The sequence below is a fragment of the Streptomyces sp. NPDC051041 genome, assembly GCF_044456065.1.
Classification (GTDB): domain Bacteria; phylum Actinomycetota; class Actinomycetes; order Streptomycetales; family Streptomycetaceae; genus Streptomyces; species Streptomyces glaucus.
In genome coordinates, this window is sequence record NZ_JBITFM010000020.1 from 64,368 (window position 1) to 80,771 (window position 16,404).

At 73.5% G+C, this 16,404-nt stretch carries 13 protein-coding genes; 2 read left to right on the top strand and 11 right to left on the bottom strand.

The window, feature by feature from the left end:
* Positions 1–56: 56 nt before the first annotated feature.
* Both ACIBAI_RS25100 and ACIBAI_RS25105 read left to right on the top strand, forming a co-directional pair.
* A complete protein-coding gene (locus tag ACIBAI_RS25100; RefSeq protein WP_399037593.1) occupies positions 57–1,055 on the top strand; it encodes an aldo/keto reductase in 999 nt (332 codons plus the stop codon).
* A gap of 87 nt (positions 1,056–1,142) precedes the next feature.
* Positions 1,143–2,348, top strand: coding sequence for a PQQ-dependent sugar dehydrogenase (locus ACIBAI_RS25105; RefSeq protein ID WP_399037595.1), 1,206 nt, complete (start codon positions 1,143–1,145; stop codon positions 2,346–2,348).
* Positions 2,349–2,399: 51 nt separating this feature from the next.
* Here the strand turns inward: ACIBAI_RS25105 and ACIBAI_RS25110 are convergent, their stop codons facing one another.
* From ACIBAI_RS25110 to ACIBAI_RS25160, 11 genes are all read right to left on the bottom strand, one after another.
* Positions 2,400–2,609: a DUF6191 domain-containing protein gene (locus ACIBAI_RS25110; protein ID WP_399037681.1), complete on the bottom strand. Its 210-nt coding sequence runs from the start codon at positions 2,607–2,609 to the stop codon at positions 2,400–2,402.
* Between the two features lie 307 nt (positions 2,610–2,916).
* Entirely contained in the window at positions 2,917–3,477 is a 561-nt protein-coding gene (locus ACIBAI_RS25115; RefSeq protein ID WP_399037597.1) for a hypothetical protein, read from the bottom strand.
* Between the two features lie 35 nt (positions 3,478–3,512).
* Positions 3,513–4,088, bottom strand: a complete 576-nt coding sequence (locus ACIBAI_RS25120; RefSeq protein ID WP_399037599.1) for a GNAT family N-acetyltransferase — start codon at positions 4,086–4,088, stop codon at positions 3,513–3,515.
* Entirely contained in the window at positions 4,066–6,312 is a 2,247-nt protein-coding gene (locus tag ACIBAI_RS25125; protein ID WP_399037601.1) for an MMPL family transporter, read from the bottom strand. Before ACIBAI_RS25125 ends, ACIBAI_RS25120 begins: the two co-directional genes overlap by 23 nt.
* A 508-nt stretch (positions 6,313–6,820) precedes the next feature.
* Positions 6,821–8,335, bottom strand: coding sequence for an Asp-tRNA(Asn)/Glu-tRNA(Gln) amidotransferase subunit GatB (gene gatB, locus ACIBAI_RS25130; protein ID WP_399037603.1), 1,515 nt, complete (start codon positions 8,333–8,335; stop codon positions 6,821–6,823).
* A 15-nt stretch (positions 8,336–8,350) separates the two neighbouring features.
* Positions 8,351–8,590 (bottom strand): hypothetical protein, encoded by a 240-nt coding sequence (locus tag ACIBAI_RS25135; protein ID WP_399037604.1) that lies wholly within the window; start codon positions 8,588–8,590, stop codon positions 8,351–8,353.
* On the bottom strand, positions 8,587–10,086 hold the full coding sequence (gene gatA / locus ACIBAI_RS25140; RefSeq protein ID WP_399037606.1) for an Asp-tRNA(Asn)/Glu-tRNA(Gln) amidotransferase subunit GatA: 1,500 nt from the start codon (positions 10,084–10,086) through the stop codon (positions 8,587–8,589). The genes ACIBAI_RS25135 and gatA overlap by 4 nt, the downstream gene beginning before the upstream one ends.
* Before the next feature lie 5 nt (positions 10,087–10,091).
* Positions 10,092–10,388, bottom strand: coding sequence for an Asp-tRNA(Asn)/Glu-tRNA(Gln) amidotransferase subunit GatC (gatC, locus tag ACIBAI_RS25145; protein WP_289940015.1), 297 nt, complete (start codon positions 10,386–10,388; stop codon positions 10,092–10,094).
* 217 nt (positions 10,389–10,605) lie between these two features.
* On the bottom strand, positions 10,606–12,855 hold the full coding sequence (locus ACIBAI_RS25150; RefSeq protein ID WP_399037608.1) for a putative bifunctional diguanylate cyclase/phosphodiesterase: 2,250 nt from the start codon (positions 12,853–12,855) through the stop codon (positions 10,606–10,608).
* Between the two features lie 259 nt (positions 12,856–13,114).
* A complete protein-coding gene (gene ligA / locus ACIBAI_RS25155; RefSeq protein ID WP_399037609.1) occupies positions 13,115–15,310 on the bottom strand; it encodes an NAD-dependent DNA ligase LigA in 2,196 nt (731 codons plus the stop codon).
* A gap of 15 nt (positions 15,311–15,325) precedes the next feature.
* Positions 15,326–16,333, bottom strand: coding sequence for a methionine synthase (locus tag ACIBAI_RS25160; RefSeq protein WP_399037611.1), 1,008 nt, complete (start codon positions 16,331–16,333; stop codon positions 15,326–15,328).
* Positions 16,334–16,404 lie beyond the last annotated feature (71 nt).

Genomic DNA, 16,404 nt, shown 5'->3' on the forward strand with positions numbered 1-16,404 from the left:
GCGCGCCGGCGCAGAGGTTAGGTTGGGGTGGCCAGGAGAGGGAGGGTCACGACCAGGTGGAGCGCAGGACGATCGGCGCGACGGCGCTCGCGGTGGGGGCCGTCGGACTCGGGTGCATGCCGATGAGCTGGGCCTACAGCACCTCGCGGCAGCGCGGCGAGGAGTCGCTCAGGGCGGTGCACCGGGCGCTCGACCTGGGCTCGACGCTGCTGGACACCGCCGACATGTACGGCCCGTTCACCAACGAGCTGCTGGTGGGGCGGGTGCTCAAGGAGCGCCGGGCCGACGCCTTCGTCTCGACCAAGGTCGGCCTGCTGGTGGGCGAGCAGCACATCGTGGCCAACGGCCGCCCGGGATACGTGAAGCGGGCCTGCGACGCGTCGCTCCGGCGCCTGCAGACGGACGTCATCGACCTGTACCAGCTGCACCGGGCGGACCCGGAGGTCCCGGTCGAGGAGACCTGGGGGGCGATGGCGGAGCTCGTCCGGGCCGGAAAGGTGCGGGCGCTGGGGTTGTGCGCGGTGGGCGCGCGGTCGGCGCGGCGGCCGGGGACCGGGCTGCACGACGTGACGATCCGGCAGCTGGAGCGGGTGCAGCAGGTCTTCCCGGTGAGCGCGGTGGAGGCGGAGCTGTCGGTGTGGTCGCCGGAGGCGCTGCGGACGCTGCTGCCGTGGTGCGAGGCGCGCGGCGTCGGCTTCCTCGCCGCGATGCCCCTCGGCAACGGTTTCCTCACCGGCACGCTGACGCCCGGCGAGGGCTTCGAACCGGACGACGTGCGCGCCCGGCACCCGCGTTTCACGGCCGAGATGATGGCCGCGAACCAGCCGATCGTGGTCGGCCTGCGCCGCATCGCGGCCCGGCACGGCGAGCGGGTCACGCCCGCGCAGGTGGCCCTGGCGTGGGTCCTGGCCCAGGGCCGCCACGTGGTCCCGGTGCCGGGCGCCAAGCAGGAGCGCTGGGTCGTGGAGAACGCCGGGGCCGCCGGACTGCGGCTGACCCCGCAGGACCTGGCGGAGGTGGCGCTGCTGCCGCCGGCGCGGGGGTCGTGGGACTGAGGCGGCCGGGCGCGGGGGCGTACGGGCGGGCGCGGGCCCGGCGGTTCGGGACGCGGTGACCGGGAACCTGTGGGGCGCCGACGGTGTATGACAGGGAGAACCCGCCGCGTCGAAGGGACCAAGATCGTGCATCATCGAGCCGTGACGGCCGTGCTGGCCGCCGCCGCGCTCCTGCTGACGGCCGGCTGCTCCGCCGACGACGGAGGGCCGCCGGACGGAGCCGGGAGCGCCGCCTCCCCGAGCCGTACGACCGGGCAGTCGTCGCCCTCCGGGCGGGCCACCGGGGAGACGCCCCCGGCCAAGGGCTCCGCCGAGGTGGTCCGCACGGTCGCCACGGGCCTGGACAGCCCCTGGGGCCTCGCCCCGCTGCCGGACGGGGACCTGCTGGTCTCCTCCCGGGACGAGGGCACGATCACCCGGGTCGACACCGGCACGGGCCGGAAGACCGAGCTGGGCGAGGTGCCGGGGGTGTCGCCGGCCGGCGAGGGCGGTCTGCTCGGCCTGGCGCTCTCCCCCGACTACGCCTCGGACCACATGGTCTACGCGTACTTCACCTCGGCCTCGGACAACCGCGTCGTCCGCATGCTGTACGACGAGGACAAGCCGTCCGGCGAGCAGCTGGGCGCCCCCGACACGATCTTCAAGGGCATCCCCAAGGGAGTGATCCACAACGGTGGCCGGATCGCCTTCGGCCCCGACCGGATGCTGTACGTGGGCACGGGCGAGAGCGGGGACACGGGCCTGTCCCAGGACCGGGAGTCGCTGGGCGGCAAGATCCTCCGGCTGACCCCGGAGGGCGAGCCGGCCCCGGGCAACCCCTTCGCCGATTCCCCGGTCCACTCCTACGGCCACCGCAACGTGCAGGGCCTGGCCTGGGACTCCGGGCAGCGCCTGTTCGCCTCGGAGTTCGGCCAGGAGACCTGGGACGAGCTGAACGCGATCAAGCCGGGTGACAACTACGGCTGGCCGGAGGCGGAGGGCAGGTCGGACGACTCCGGCTTCCACGACCCGGTCGCCCAGTGGAGCACGGACGAGGCCTCCCCCAGCGGCATAGCCTACGCCGAGGGCTCGATCTGGATGGCGGGCCTGCGCGGCCAGCGCCTGTGGCGCATCCCCCTGGAGGGCACCCGGGCCGCGGCCGCCCCGCAGGCCTTCCTGGAGGGCGAGTACGGCCGGCTGCGCACGGTGGTCCCGGCGGGCGGCGACAGGCTGTGGCTGGTCACCAGCAACACGGACGGCCGGGGCGCCCCGAAGGACGGGGACGACCGGATCCTGGAGGTGCGGGTGAGGTGACCGGCCGACGCCGGGAGGGCCGCGGCGGGCGGCCGGCCCGCGGCGCGGCGATCAGTCCTCGTCCTCGGCCGGCCCGTCGTCGGCGGCCTGCCCCTCGGCCGGCTCCGGCAGCCGTACGACGACCGTCCCGGACGCGAGGTCCACGGGTCCGCGTCCGGGGTCGCCGTCCCCCACGTCCTGCCGGGTCAGCTCCAGGCGGTTCCGCTCGTCCCGGGTGTGCGTGCGGCCGGGCGCGAACAGTTCCTCGAACACGTTGAACACGCTGCCTCCCACGGCCGACGTCCCCTGCAGCGTAAACCCGCCTCCGTGCGACGGGGCGCGGTTTCCGGCCGAACGCGCGTCCGGTTCCGGCAGCCCGCCGGGCGCCGCGCCGCTCGTCCCGCCCCGCCGGATCCCGCCACCGGCACGGCCGGGCTCGGCGGCGGAACGCCTCCGTGATCGGCGGGCGGCCCGCCGCATCGGGCGGGTTCCGCGTCCTCCGGCGCCCCGGGGCCGGACGCGCGAGAGGGGCCCGGAGCCTGCCGCGGGCGTCCCGCGGCAGGCTCCGGGCCCCTCAGGGCGCGGCGGTTCAGCCCGTGGACGGCAGTCCGAGCAGGATGCCGGTGTACTTCAGGACGGCCAGGAGCAGGCCGATGACGCCGAGCGCGACGCCCGCCCAGGCGACCGACTTGATCCACGGGGCCTGCGGCCTGCCGGGCGCGCCGAAGGCGGGCCGGGCGAGCACCACGACACCGACGATCAGCGCGGTCAGCGCGAACAGGCCGGCCCACAGCGCGGTGGTCCGCCAGGCGTCGCCGTAGACCTCCTCGACCTGCTTCGCGACGCTCGCGCCGGAGGAGGTCTCCAGCTGGCCGACGAGGGTCTCGCGGGCGGCGGCGACGGTGCCGATCCAGCCGCCGGTGAGCGAGACCAGGCCGAGCGCGGCGGAGACGACGGCGCCCGCGCCCTGGCCGACGCCGGACGGGCCCTGCGCCGTGCCGTCCGCCGGGTCCGCCGTGCTCTGCGCGGAGTCCTCCGCGGCCTCCGCCGTCCCCGTCACCCCGTCCGCCGTGTCGGTCCTGGTGACGTCCGCCGCGTCCGCGGCGGCCTTCTTCTCGGTCCCGGTCTCGTCCACTGTCTTCGTTCCCATGTCTCGCACCGTACGGACGCTCTCTGAGAGGTCCCTTAATGATCGTGGCGGACGGCACCCGCCCGTGCCGCCCGCCATTCGGGGGCCAGCACGGACCAGACCTCCAGGTCCTGCCGTACGCCGTGATGGAGGTAGGCCTCGCGCCGCACGCCGTCGCGGGTCATCCCCAGGCGGCGGGCGACGTTCAGGCTGGGCCGGTTGTCGGCGGCGGCGACCCATTCGACGCGGTGGATGCCGCGCTGCTCGACCAGCCAGTCGATGAGCACCCGCATCGCGCGCGTGACCAGGCCCCGCCCGGTGCCCGCGGGCTCCAGCCAGCAGCCGACCTCGCAGTTGCCGCCCCGGGCGTCGCAGTTCAGCGTGAGCACGCCGCCCACGAGCTTTCCCGCCAGCCACAGGCCGTGCAGGGAGGCGGTGTCGGCGGCGCGCCGGTCGGCGTAGTCCTGGAGCAGCTGCCGCGCGGAGGGCACGTCGGTGGCGCGGGAGCCGAAGGGGACGTACCGGTTGATGAACTCCCGGCCCCGGTCCAGGTGGGCGAGGAACTCCTCGGCGTGCCAGGGCTCCAGGGGGCGCAGTTCGGCTCCGTCGTCACCCAGTGCTATCGCGTACATCCCGCTGTCGGCCCTCCTTCGCCAGGACGTCCGCCACCCCGGCGTCCGTCTTCGCGGCCAGCCTCTCATGGGCGGCGCGGCACTCGGGCGCCTCGATGCTGATCCGCGGCAGGCACCGGTCCAGCCGGCGCGGCAGCCACCAGTTGGCGCCGCCGAGCAGGTGCATCAGGGCGGGGACGAGCAGGGTGCGCAGGACGAAGGCGTCCAGGGCGACCGCGGCGGCGAGCGCGATGCCGAACATGGCGATCACCCGGTCGCCGCTGAGCACGAAGGCGAGGAAGACCGAGATCATGATGACCGCGGCGGAGTTGATCACCCGGCTGGTCTCGGCGAGGCCGACGCGGACGGCCCGCCGGTTGTCGCCGGTCTCCAGCCACTCCTCGTACATCCGGCTGACCAGGAAGACCTGGTAGTCCATGGAGAGCCCGAAGAGGACCGACACCATGATCACCGGCAGGAAGGGCTCGATCGGGCCGGCGCTGCCCAGGCCGAGCGGTTCGCTGCCCCAGCCCCACTGGAAGATCGCGACGACGACGCCGAAGGCGGCGGCGACGGCGGCCACGTTCATCGCGGCGGCCTTCAGCGGGATGCCGACGGACCGGAAGGCCAGCAGGAGCAGCAGACAGCCCAGGCCGACGACGACGCCGACGAACGCCGGCAGTTTGCCGACGATCACGTCGGCGAAGTCGTCGTAGCCCGCCGTGACACCGCCGACCTGCACGTCGAGCGAGGTGCCCGCCTCGGCGCGGGGCAGCACCTCGGTGCGCAGCCGGTCGACGAGGTCGCTGGTGGCCTGCGCCTGCGGGGCCGACTCGGGGACGAGGGTGAGGTGGGCGGTGTCGCCGCCGGAGCTGTACGTCACCGGCGTCACCGACGCGACGCCCTCGGTGGCGCGCAGGGTGCGGTCGAGGTTGTCCAGCACGAGCCGGTCCTCGGCGCCGCCGACCTCGGTGACCAGGGTGAGCGGGCCGTTCACGCCGGGTCCGAAGCCGTCGGCGAGCAGGTCGTAGGCCTGGCGCGTGGTGGAGGTCCGCGGGTCGTTGCCCTGGTCGGAGGTGCCCAGACGCAGCCCGAGGGTGGGCAGCGCGAGGACGGTGACGACGGTCAGGGCGAGGGCGCCGAGCGCCTTGGGGTGGCGCTCGACCAGCGCCGACCAGCGGGCGGCGAGCCCGGTCGGCAGCTCGGGTTCGGGCCCGTGCTGCGCCAGCCGGTGCCGCTCGCGGCGGCTCAGGGCGCGCATGCCGATGAAGGACAGCAGGGCGGGCAGCAGGGTCACGGAGGCGGCGACCGTCAGGACGACGGTCAGCGCGGCCGCGACGGCGACGCCGTTGAGGAAGTTCAGGCGCAGGATCAGCATGCCCAGCAGGGCGATGCAGACGGTCGCACCCGCGAAGACGACCGCCCGCCCGGTGGTGGCGACGGCCTCCGCGGCCGCCTCGGTGACGCCGAGGCCGCGCTTCAGGCCGCGCCGGTGCCGGGTGACGATGAACAGCGCGTAGTCGATGCCGACGCCGAGCCCGATCAGCATGCCGAGCATGGGCGCGAAGTCGGCGACGGTCATCGCGTGCCCGAGCAGCGCGATCCCGGCGTACGCGGTGCCGGCGCCGACCAGAGCGGTGGCGATGGGCAGCAGCGAGGCGGCGAGGGAGCCGAAGGCCAGGAAGAGCACGACGGCGGCGACCGCCACGCCGACGGCCTCGGCGAGGTGTCCGCCCGCCGACCCGGCGGGTCCGGCGGCGCTGCCGCCCAGTTCCACCCGGAGCCCGTCGGTCTCGGCGGCCTCGGCGGTGTCGGCCAGGGCCCGCGCCTCGGACTCGGTGATGTCCTCGACCCGGTCGGCGAAGGTGACCGTGGCGTACGCCGTGCGTCCGTCCTCGCTGATCCGGCCCGCGCCCCGGCCGTCGTACGGGCCGGTGACGGAGGCCACGCCGGGCAGGTCCCCGATCCGGTCCAGGGTGCGGGTCATCGTCTGTTCGACGTCGGCCGCGCGGACGGTGCCGGCGGCGGTGTGCCAGACGACGGTGCCGCTGTCGCCGCCGAGGTCCGAAAACCCGCGCTCGAGCAGCTGGGCGGCACGGTCGGACTCGGTGCCCGGGACCTCGTAGTCGTTCGAGTACGCGGTCCCGGCGACGGATGCGGCGGCGGCGGCCCCGGCGAGGGTGAGGAGCCAGAACAGGACGGCGATCAGGCGGCGTCGGACACACCAGCGTGCAAGGGCTGCCACGAACGAGCTCCCGGAGGGGTGACTACGGCGGATCCTCGGCCGGGAACGGTTGTCCACGGAGGGAACGACCCGCAAAGAACGCATGAGCAATGCAAGGCGAGGTGATGCGCATGCCACTGTTGCAGGCGAAAGTGATCGTTTGAGGCTTTCACGGCGCTGTTCACAAGAGTGGGAGGCAGCTCACACCCCGATCAGGTGAGCCGCCGGGTCCGAGTGGCGCCGCTCACGGAATCGGGTGCCGGCCGCGGGAACTCCTCGGCCCCCCGGACGTTCGCCGCCCTCCGCCGAACCGGCTGGCGGGACTGGCTGCTGTGGAGCGGGGTCTGCGCCGAGCACAGCCCGGACCCCGTCATGGCGGACATGGCCCGCCGGTCGGTGGAGCTGCTGCGCGCCGACGCGGGCCGCAGCCTCGGCTTCGTACGGCTGGTGGGGCGCCGCCCGTGGCCGTACGCGCCCGGGGGGACGCACCGGCCGCGGTGCGTCCCCCCGGGGTGTGCGCGAACGGGGCTCAGCCCTCGTCGACGCCCAGCTTCTGCAGGATCAGTTCCTTCACGCGGGCCGCGTCGGCCTGGCCCCGGGTGGCCTTCATGACCGCGCCGACCAGGGCGCCGGCCGCGGCCACCTTGCCGCCGCGGATCTTGTCCGCGATGGCCGGGTTGCCGGCGATGGCCTCGTCGACGGCGGCGGTCAGCGCGCCCTCGTCGGAGACGACCTTCAGGCCGCGCCGGTCGACCACCTCGTCCGGGGTGCCCTCGCCCGCGAGAACGCCCTCGATGACCTGGCGGGCCAGCTTGTCGTTCAGGTCGCCGGAGGCCACCAGCTCGGTGACGCGGGCGACCTGCCGCGGCGTGATGGCCAGCTCGTCCAGGGCCTTGCCGGACTCGTTGGCCTGCCGGGCCAGCTCGCCCATCCACCACTTGCGGGCGCTGGCCGCGTCGGCGCCGGCGTCGATCGTGGCGACGATCAGGTCCAGCGCGCCGGCGTTGAGGATCGCCTGCATGTCGGTGGCGGTCACGCCCCACTCCTCGCGGAGCCGGTTGCGGCGCACCAGCGGCAGCTCGGGCAGGGCCGCGCGGATCTCCTCGACCCACTCGCGCGAGGGGGCGACCGGGACGAGGTCGGGCTCCGGGAAGTACCGGTAGTCCTCGGCCTCCTCCTTCACCCGGCCGGAGGTGGTGGTGCCGGTGTCCTCGTGGAAGTGGCGGGTCTCCTGGACGATCGTCCCGCCGCCGCTCAGCACGGCGGCGTGGCGCTGGATCTCGTAGCGGCAGGCGCGCTCGACGGACCGCAGCGAGTTGACGTTCTTGGTCTCGGAGCGGGTGCCGAACTTCTCGGAGCCCTTCGGCATCAGCGACAGGTTCACGTCGCAGCGCATCTGGCCCATCTCCATGCGGGCCTCGGACACGCCGAGCGCCCGGATGAGCTCGCGCAGCTCGCGGACGTACGCCTTCGCCACCTCGGGGGCGCGCTCGCCGGCCCCGGTGATCGGCTTGGTGACGATCTCGATGAGCGGGATGCCGGCGCGGTTGTAGTCCAGCAGGGAGTGCGACGCGCCGTGGATGCGGCCGGTGGCGCCGCCGACGTGGGTCGACTTGCCGGTGTCCTCCTCCATGTGGGCGCGCTCGATCTCCACGCGGAAGATCTCGCCGTCCTCCAGCTGCACGTCGAGCCAGCCGTCGAAGGCGATCGGCTCGTCGTACTGGGAGGTCTGGAAGTTCTTCGGCATGTCCGGATAGAAGTAGTTCTTCCGGGCGAAGCGGCACCACTCGGCGATCTCGCAGTTCAGCGCGAGACCGATCTTGATGGCGGACTCGACGCCGGTCGCGTTGACGACCGGGAGCGAGCCGGGCAGGCCGAGGCAGACGGGGCAGGTCTGGGTGTTCGGCCCGGCGCCCAGCGCGGTCGAGCAGCCGCAGAACATCTTGGTCTTGGTGCCGAGTTCGACATGGACCTCGAGGCCCATGACGGGGTCGTACGACGCGAGTGCGTCCTCGTACGACACCAGGTCGGTCGTGGTGGTCACGGTGAAACTTCCCTCTCAGCCCAGCAGGACGTCGTCGTCGCCGAAGCTCTTCAGCTCGCGGTAGAGGATGGCGAGGTTGGTGACGACCGCGGCGCCGGTCACGACGGCGTCGATCAGCCGCAGGGTGTCGTTCTCGGTGCGGGCCTTCTTGATCTGCTTGACCACGCCGATCACGCCGAAGGCCGAGGTGGCCATCGAGACGTAGAGACCGGACCTGGACTTCTTGAAGCCCTTGGCCTTGGACAGTGCGCTCACAGCGACGGTGCCTCCTCCAGCAGCGGGTGTCCCCACTTTTCCACGAAGGCGGCCTCGACGGCGGCGCCCACCTTGTACAGCCGGTCGTCCTGCATCGCGGGGGCGATGATCTGCAGGCCGACCGGGAGGTTGTCCTCCGGCGCCAGGCCGCAGGGCAGCGACATGGCCGCGTTGCCCGCCAGGTTGGTCGGGATGGTGCACAGGTCGGCGAGGTACATCGCCATCGGGTCGTCGGCGCGCTCGCCGATCGGGAAGGCGGTGGTCGGGGTCGTCGGGGAGACGATCACGTCGACCTGCTCGAAGGCCTGCTCGAACTCCTGCTTGATGAGGGTGCGGACCTTCTGGGCGCTGCCGTAGTAGGCGTCGTAGTAGCCGCTAGACAGGGCGTACGTGCCGAGCATGATGCGTCGCTTGACCTCGGGGCCGAAGCCGGCCTCGCGGGTGAGGGAGGTGACCTCCTCGGCCGAGCGGCTGCCGTCGTCGCCGACCCGCAGGCCGTAGCGCAGGCCGTCGAAGCGGGCCAGGTTGGACGAGCACTCGGAGGGCGCGATCAGGTAGTACGCCGACAGGGCCAGGTCGAAGGACGGGCAGTCCAGCTCGACGATCTCGGCGCCCAGCTCCTTGAGCAGCGCGACGGACTCGTCGAACCGCTGGATGACGCCGGCCTGGTAGCCCTCGCCGCGGAACTGCCTGACCACGCCGACGCGCATGCCGGCGACCGAGCCGTTGCGGGCGGCCTCGACGACCGGCGGGACCGGGGCGTCGATGGAGGTGGAGTCGAGCGGGTCGTGCCCGGCGATCACCTCGTGCAGCAGGGCCGCGTCCAGGACCGTGCGGGCGCAGGGGCCGCCCTGGTCGAGGGAGGACGAGAACGCCACCATGCCGTAGCGGGAGACGCCGCCGTACGTCGGCTTCACGCCGACCGTGCCGGTGACGGCCGCGGGCTGGCGGATGGAGCCGCCGGTGTCGGTGCCGATGGCGAGCGGGGCCTCGAAGGCGGCCAGGGCCGCGGAGGAGCCGCCGCCGGAGCCGCCGGGGATCCGGGTGAGGTCCCAGGGGTTGCCGGTCGGCCCGAAGGCGCTGTTCTCGGTGGAGGACCCCATGGCGAACTCGTCCATGTTGGTCTTGCCGAGGATGACGACGTCGGCGGCCTTCAGCTTCCGGGTGACCGTCGCGTCGTACGGCGGGATCCAGCCTTCGAGGATCTTCGAGCCGACCGTGGTGGGCACGCCCTCGGTGGTGAAGATGTCCTTGAGCGCGAGGGGGACGCCGGCCAGCGGGCCGAGCTTCTCCCCACGGGCCCGCTTGTCGTCGACGGCGCGGGCCTGGGCGAGGGCGCCCTCGCGGTCGACGTGCAGGAAGGCGTGCACCTTCTCGTCGACGGCCTCGATCCGGGCGAGGTGGGCCTCGGTGACCTCGACGGCCGTGAGCTCACCGGCGGCGATCTTCTCGGCGATCTCGGCGGCCGTGAGCTTGATGATGGGGCTGTCCGTCATGGCGGTTACTCCTCCCCCAGGATCTGCGGCACCTTGAAACGCTGCTGCTCCTGGGCCGGGGCGCCGGAGAGCGCCTGCTCGGGGGTGAGCGACGGGCGGACCTCGTCCGGGCGCATGACGTTCGTCAGCGGGAGCGGGTGCGAGGTCGGCGGTACGTCTCGGTCGGCGACCTCGCTGACGCGGGCCACCGCGCCGATGATGTCGTCCAGCTGGCCGGCGAAGTGATCAAGCTCTTCGGGCTTCAGCTCCAGACGCGCCAGCCGGGCGAGGTGGGCGACCTCCTCGCGCGTGATGCCAGGCATGCAGCGATCCTCTGGGGTGAGTGTGTGCGGTTTGGGCCCAATCCTAGGGGGCGGGGCCGCGTGCCCGTGAAACGGTTCGCCGGGACCGCCGCGCGCCCCGGCTGCGGGGCGCGTCCCCGGCGGGCCGGCCCCGGCGGTTCACGGGGTCCGGCGGCCGGGGGCGCCGCGGCGCGTCCGGGCGGACGGGCGGGGCGTCCGGGACGGGCGTGCGGGGCGGTCACTCGTCGGCGGCCGCCGCCGGGAGCGCGGCGGCGGGGCGCTGCCAGCCGCGTGAGCCGCGGGCCCGCAGCCACGCCGTGGTCTCCTCGGGCGGCATCGCCGCCGCGACCAGCCAGCCCTGGACGGCGTCGCAGCCGAGGTCCCGCAGCCGCTCCCAGGTCTCGTCGTCCTCGACGCCCTCGGCGACGACGAGCAGGCCGAGGGAGTGCGCGAGGTCGACCGTGCAGCGCACGATCTCGGCGTCCTCGGTGTCGACGGCCAGCCGGGCCACGAACGAGCGGTCGATCTTGAGCTCGCTGACGGGCAGCCGCCGCAGGTGCACCAGCGAGGAGTAGCCGGTGCCGAAGTCGTCCAGCGACATCTTCACGCCGTGCCCCGTGAGCCCGGCCAGGGTGTCGGCGGCGCGCTGCGGGTCCTCCAGGAGGACGTGTTCCGTGATCTCCAGCTGCAGCGCTCCCGCGGGCACCCCGTGGCGGGCCAGCCGCGCGGCCACCGAGCCGGCGAAGCCGGGGGTGTGCACGTCGCGCGGGGAGACGTTGACGGCGACCGGCACGAACAGGCCCTGGGCGCGCCACCGGGCGACCTGCCCGAGCGCCGTCTCCAGCACGTACTCCGTCAGATGGGGCATCAGCCCGGAGGACTCGGCGATCGCTATGAACTCGTCCGGCGGCACCTTGCCGCGCTCCGGGTGCACCCACCGCACCAGGGCCTCCAGGCCGGCGACCTGTCCGTCGAAGCGGACCTTGGGCTGGTAGTGCAGCTGCACCTCGTGGGCGTCGAGCGCCCGGCGCAGGTCGCCCAGCAGGCCGAGCCGGTCCGGTGTGTTGGAGTCCCGCTTGGACTCGTAGACCTCCACGCCCGTGCGGTCGCGCTTGGCCTGGTACATCGCCACGTCCGCCCGCCTGAGCAGTCCCTCGGCGTCCAGGGCGTGGTCGGGGAAGACGGCGACGCCGGCGCTGGCCTCCAGGACGAGGGTGAGGCCGTCGAGGTCGAGGGGGGAGCTGAGGGCCGAGACGAGGCTGCGGGCGATGCGGGTCGCGGACGTGGTGGAGTCGGCGACCGGGAGTAAGACGGCGAACTCGTCGCCCCCCAGCCGGGCGGCCTCCGCTCCGCGCGGCAGCGCCAGCCGCAGCCGGTCGGCTATCTGCAGCAGCAGCCGGTCGCCGGCCAGATGACCGAGGGTGTCGTTGACCGACCGGAAACGATCGAGGTCGATCAGCATGAGGGCGGCGCGGGCGTTGATGCGTTCGGCGTCGTCCAGCGCGATCCAGATGCGCTCCAGCAGCCACTGGCGGTTGGGGAGTCCGGTCAGCGGGTCGCGCAACTGCTCCTCCGCCCGGGCGCGGGCTATCCACAGGGTGGAGTCCAGGGCGATCAGCGGGATGGCGAACAGCGGCAGCAGCACGGGCTGCGCGTCGGCGACGACGCAGACCAGCGGGGCGATGCCGAGCAGCGCAACCGCGACCAGGCCCTGCCTGACCAGGGCGGTGCGGGCGACGGTGGGCAGGCCGCCGCGCGGCGCGTGCAGGTACCACAGCAGGGTGCGGGTGACCGCGAGGTAGCCGACGGCCACCAGCACCACCTCGGGCGCGGTGTAGACCGTCCAGGTGTCCGGGTGCGACGGCCGCTCGACGGACGGCACGGAGCCGAAGGCGGCCAGCACCAGCGCCCCGGCGCCGATGCCGAGGATGTCCACCGCGCCGTGCAGCACGCCCTGCCGCCAGCGGCCCCGGCGGGCGACGCCGACCAGGACGACGACGGTGAGGCTGACCATGCCGGCCGGAACCCAGCCGTACAGCAGCAGGACGGCGAGGGTCAGGGCGGCGCCCGAGCCGGTGCCGCCCCACCAGCGGGAGCGGCCGAGCATGACCAGGTGGCCGACGATGATGCCGCTCAGCACGGCCAGGGACCAGCCGACCGCGCCGGACGGGAAGAGGGCGTGGCCGCCGGTGAACGCCCGGTAGAAACCGGCGCCCAGGACGAACCCGCCCGCCGCGACGATCGCCGCGGGCGGCGCGGGCCACGACAGGTGGCGCTCCGGATCGGCGCCCGGCGGCAGTCCGGGGCCGCGCTCGGCACCCGGCCGTGCGGGGCCGCGGCCGTCCGCGGGGGTGCGCCGCGCCCCGGCGCGCCCCCGCGCGCCGTCCTGCTCCGAAGACCGCCCGGCCCACCGGCTCGCGCGCCACACGCCGGCCATACGGCGCAGGCGCAGCCGTGAGTCCGGGGCGGCGCTCTCGGTCGGTTCCATTCCCGTCCCTCTCACAGCCGGCGGTGCCCACGCCCCGCGGCCCGATGCCCGACTGCCGTCAACGGCACCGCGTTGGAAAACCCTTCCCCCCGCTCCAGGAGAGCGCGGGGATGCCCCGACCGCAGCTGGGCACGGCAGGCGCACATCTCAACACTAGGCCGCAGAAGGCCTCCAGGGGCAGCGGTCGCCGACGGTTGCCCGAATGCGCCCCAGCCACCCATATGCATCTGATATGCGCCGATCAGGTGGTCTTCAACCGCTATTCCTCGGCCGAAAGTGCGATGTCGGCCGCGGCTTCGGGCCCTTGTTCGAGCAGAACGCCGAAACCTTCCTCGTTCAGTACCGGAACCTTCAGCTGCATCGCCTTGTCGTATTTAGATCCGGGGTTGTCACCCACAACGACGAACGACGTCTTCTTCGACACCGAACCGGTCACCTTGGCGCCCCGGCTCTGCAGCGCCTCCTTGGCGCCGTCGCGGGTGAAGTGCTCGAGGGTGCCGGTGACGACGACGGTGAGGCCCTCGAGGGGACGCGGCCCCTCGTCCTCCCCGGTGCTCTCCTCCTCCATGCGGACGCCGGCCGCCCGCCACTTGCGGAGGATCTCCTGGTGCCACTCCTCGGCGAACCACTCCTTGAGCGAGGCGGCGATGATCGGTCCGACGCCGTCGGTGTTCGCCAGTTCCTCCTCGGAAGCCTGTTCGATGCGTTCGACCGAGCGGAACTCGCGGGCCAGCGCCTCGGCGGCGACCGGGCCGACGTGACGGATCGACAGGCCGGTGAGGACGCGGGCGAGCGGGCGCTGCTTGGCGGCCTGGATGTTCTCCAGCATGGCGAGGGCGTTCTTCTTGGGCTTGCCCTCCTGGTTGGCGAAGACCGTGACCACCTTCTCCCGACCGGTCTTCGGATCCCGCTTGGGCAGGCCGCTGTCCTGGTCGAGGACGTACGCCTTGATGGGCAGCAACTGCTCGACGGTGAGGTCGAACAGGTCGCCCTCGTCCTTCAGCGGCGGCTCGCCGGGCTCCAGCGGCTTGGTGAGGGCGGTGGCGGCGACGTAGCCGAAGTGCTCGATGTCCAGCGCCTTGCGGCCCGCGAGGTAGAACAGGCGTTCCCGCAACTGGGCGGGGCAGGTGCGGGCGTTGGGGCAGCGCAGGTCGACGTCGCCCTCCTTCATCGGCCTGAGCGGCGTACCGCACTCGGGGCACTCCGACGGCATCACGAACTCCCGCTCGCTGCCGTCGCGCAGGTCGACGACCGGGCCGAGGATCTCCGGGATGACGTCACCCGCCTTGCGCAGCACGACCGTGTCGCCGATGAGCACGCCCTTGGCCTTGACCACGTCCTGGTTGTGCAGCGTGGCGAACTCGACCTCCGAGCCCGCCACCGTGACCGGCTCGACCTGGGCGAACGGCGTGACCCGGCCCGTACGGCCGACGCCCACGCGGATGTTGACGAGCTTGGTGTTGACCTCCTCCGGCGCGTACTTGTACGCGATCGCCCAGCGCGGGGCGCGGGAGGTGGAGCCCAGCCGGCCCTGGAGCGGGATCTCGTCGAGCTTGACGACCACGCCGTCGATCTCGTGCTCCACGGAGTGGCGGTTCTCGCCGTAGTACGCGATGAACTCGCGCACGCCGTCGAGGCCGTCGACCACCTTGTTGTGCCGGGAGGTGGGCAGGCCCCACGTCCCCAGCAGGTCGTACGCCTGGGAGAGGCGGGTGAGGCCCCGGAAGCCCTCCAGGGCGCCGATGCCGTGGACCACCATGTGCAGCGGACGGGTGGCGGTGACCCGCGGGTCCTTCTGGCGCAGGGAACCGGCGGCCGCGTTGCGCGGGTTGGCGAAGGGCTTGTCGCCGGCCTCGACCAGGCGGCGGTTGAGCTCCTCGAACTTCTCCATCGGGAAGTAGACCTCGCCGCGGATCTCCACGAGGTCGGGGACGCGGTCGCCCTTCAGGCGGTCCGGGATCTCCGCGATCGTCCGGACGTTGGGGGTGATGTCCTCGCCGGTGCGGCCGTCGCCGCGGGTCGCCGCGCGCGTGAGGCGGCCGTGTTCGTAGGTGAGGTTGACGGCGAGGCCGTCGACCTTGAGCTCGCACAGGAAGTGGTAGTCCTGGTCGCCCAGCTCCCGGTGGACGCGTTCGGCCCAGGCGGCGAGTTCGTCGTCGTTGAAGGTGTTGTCGAGCGACAGCATCCGCTGCCGGTGCTCGACGGCGGTGAACTCCGTCGCGTAGGAGCCCGCCACCTTCTGCGTCGGCGAGTCCGGCGTGCGCAGTTCCGGATGCTCCTCCTCCAGCGCCTCCAGGGAGCGCAGGAGCTGGTCGAACTCGGCGTCGCTGATGACGGGAGCGTCCTTCACGTAGTACCGGAAGCGGTGCTCCTCGACCTGTTCGGCGAGCTGCCGGTGCTGCTCCCGCGCCTCGGCGGGCACGTTCGTCGTCTCCGCTTGCTTGTCGCCGGCCACCGTGTCGTCCTCCCGTTACTCTGGGTTGTCCGCGAGTGATCTCGCCGCCCGGACGCAGTGGGCGAGCGCTCTGCGCGCGTACCCCGGGGAAGCGCCCGCGAGTCCGCACGCCGGAGTGAGCGTGACCGCCTCCGCGAGAAGCCCCGGTGGCAGCCCCAGCCTGCGCCACAGCGTCCTGACACCCATGACGCTACCGGCAGGGTCCGACAACGGGCCGTCCGTGCCCGGTACGACGCCGGCGAACAGCCGGGTGCCGCCCTCCACCGCCTCGCCGATCGCCTCGTCGTCACGTTCGGTGAGGAGGGAGAGGTCGAAGGAGACCGCCGCCGCGCCCGCCCGGCGCAGCAGGGCGAACGGGACGTCCGGCGCGCACGAGTGGACCACGACCGGGCCGTTTGCGTGCACCCCGACGACGTCCCGGAGCGTGGCCTCGACGGTCTGCCGGTCCACGGCGCGGTGGGTGCGGTAGCCGCTGGCGGTCCGCACCCGGCCGCGCAGCACGGCGGTGAGGAAGGGCTCGTCGAGCTGGAGGACGAGCCGGGCGCCGGGCACCCGGCGCCGGATCTCGGCCAGGTGCAGGCGCAGCCCCTCGGCGAGCGAGGCGGCGAGGTCGCGGCAGGCGCCGGGGTCGGAGAGGGCGGCCTCGCCGTTCCTCAGCTCCAGGGCGGCGGCGAGCGTCCAGGGGCCGACCGCCTGCACCTTCAGCGGGCCCGCGTAGTCCTGGGTGAACTCCTCCAGGGCGTCGAGGTCCTCCACCAGCCACGAGCGGGCCCGCCGGGTGTCCCGGCCGGGCCGGTCGCCGATCCGCCAGCCGCTGGGCTCCACGCGCGCGTACAGCTCGACGAGCATCCCGGCGGTCCGCCCGATCATGTCGGCGCCGGGCCCGCGGGCGGGCAGCTCGGGCAGGAACGGGAAGTCCTCGAAGGTGCCGGTGACGGTCTTGACGGCCTCACGGGCGTCGCCGCCCGGCATCGACCCGACGCCGGTGGCGGCACCGAACCTGAACTGGCTGTTTTCGCTCACGGAAGGAAGCGTACGGGCAGGGGCGGGGTGGCCGGGGGGGCGCGTCCGCCGCGAGGCGCCGGGCGCCGGGG

Bases quoted from the DNA above. Each gene is read 5' to 3' on its own strand.
- ACIBAI_RS25105 (WP_399037595.1), top strand. From the start codon at position 1,143: ATGACAGGGAGAACCCGCCGCGTCGAAGGGACCAAGATCGTGCATCAT.
- ACIBAI_RS25115 (WP_399037597.1), bottom strand. From the start codon at position 3,477: ATGGGAACGAAGACAGTGGACGAGACCGGGACCGAGAAGAAGGCCGCC.
- ACIBAI_RS25120 (WP_399037599.1), bottom strand. From the start codon at position 4,088: ATGTACGCGATAGCACTGGGTGACGACGGAGCCGAACTGCGCCCCCTG.
- gatA (WP_399037606.1), bottom strand. From the start codon at position 10,086: ATGACGGACAGCCCCATCATCAAGCTCACGGCCGCCGAGATCGCCGAG.
- gatC (WP_289940015.1), bottom strand. From the start codon at position 10,388: ATGCCTGGCATCACGCGCGAGGAGGTCGCCCACCTCGCCCGGCTGGCG.
- ACIBAI_RS25150 (WP_399037608.1), bottom strand. From the start codon at position 12,855: ATGGAACCGACCGAGAGCGCCGCCCCGGACTCACGGCTGCGCCTGCGC.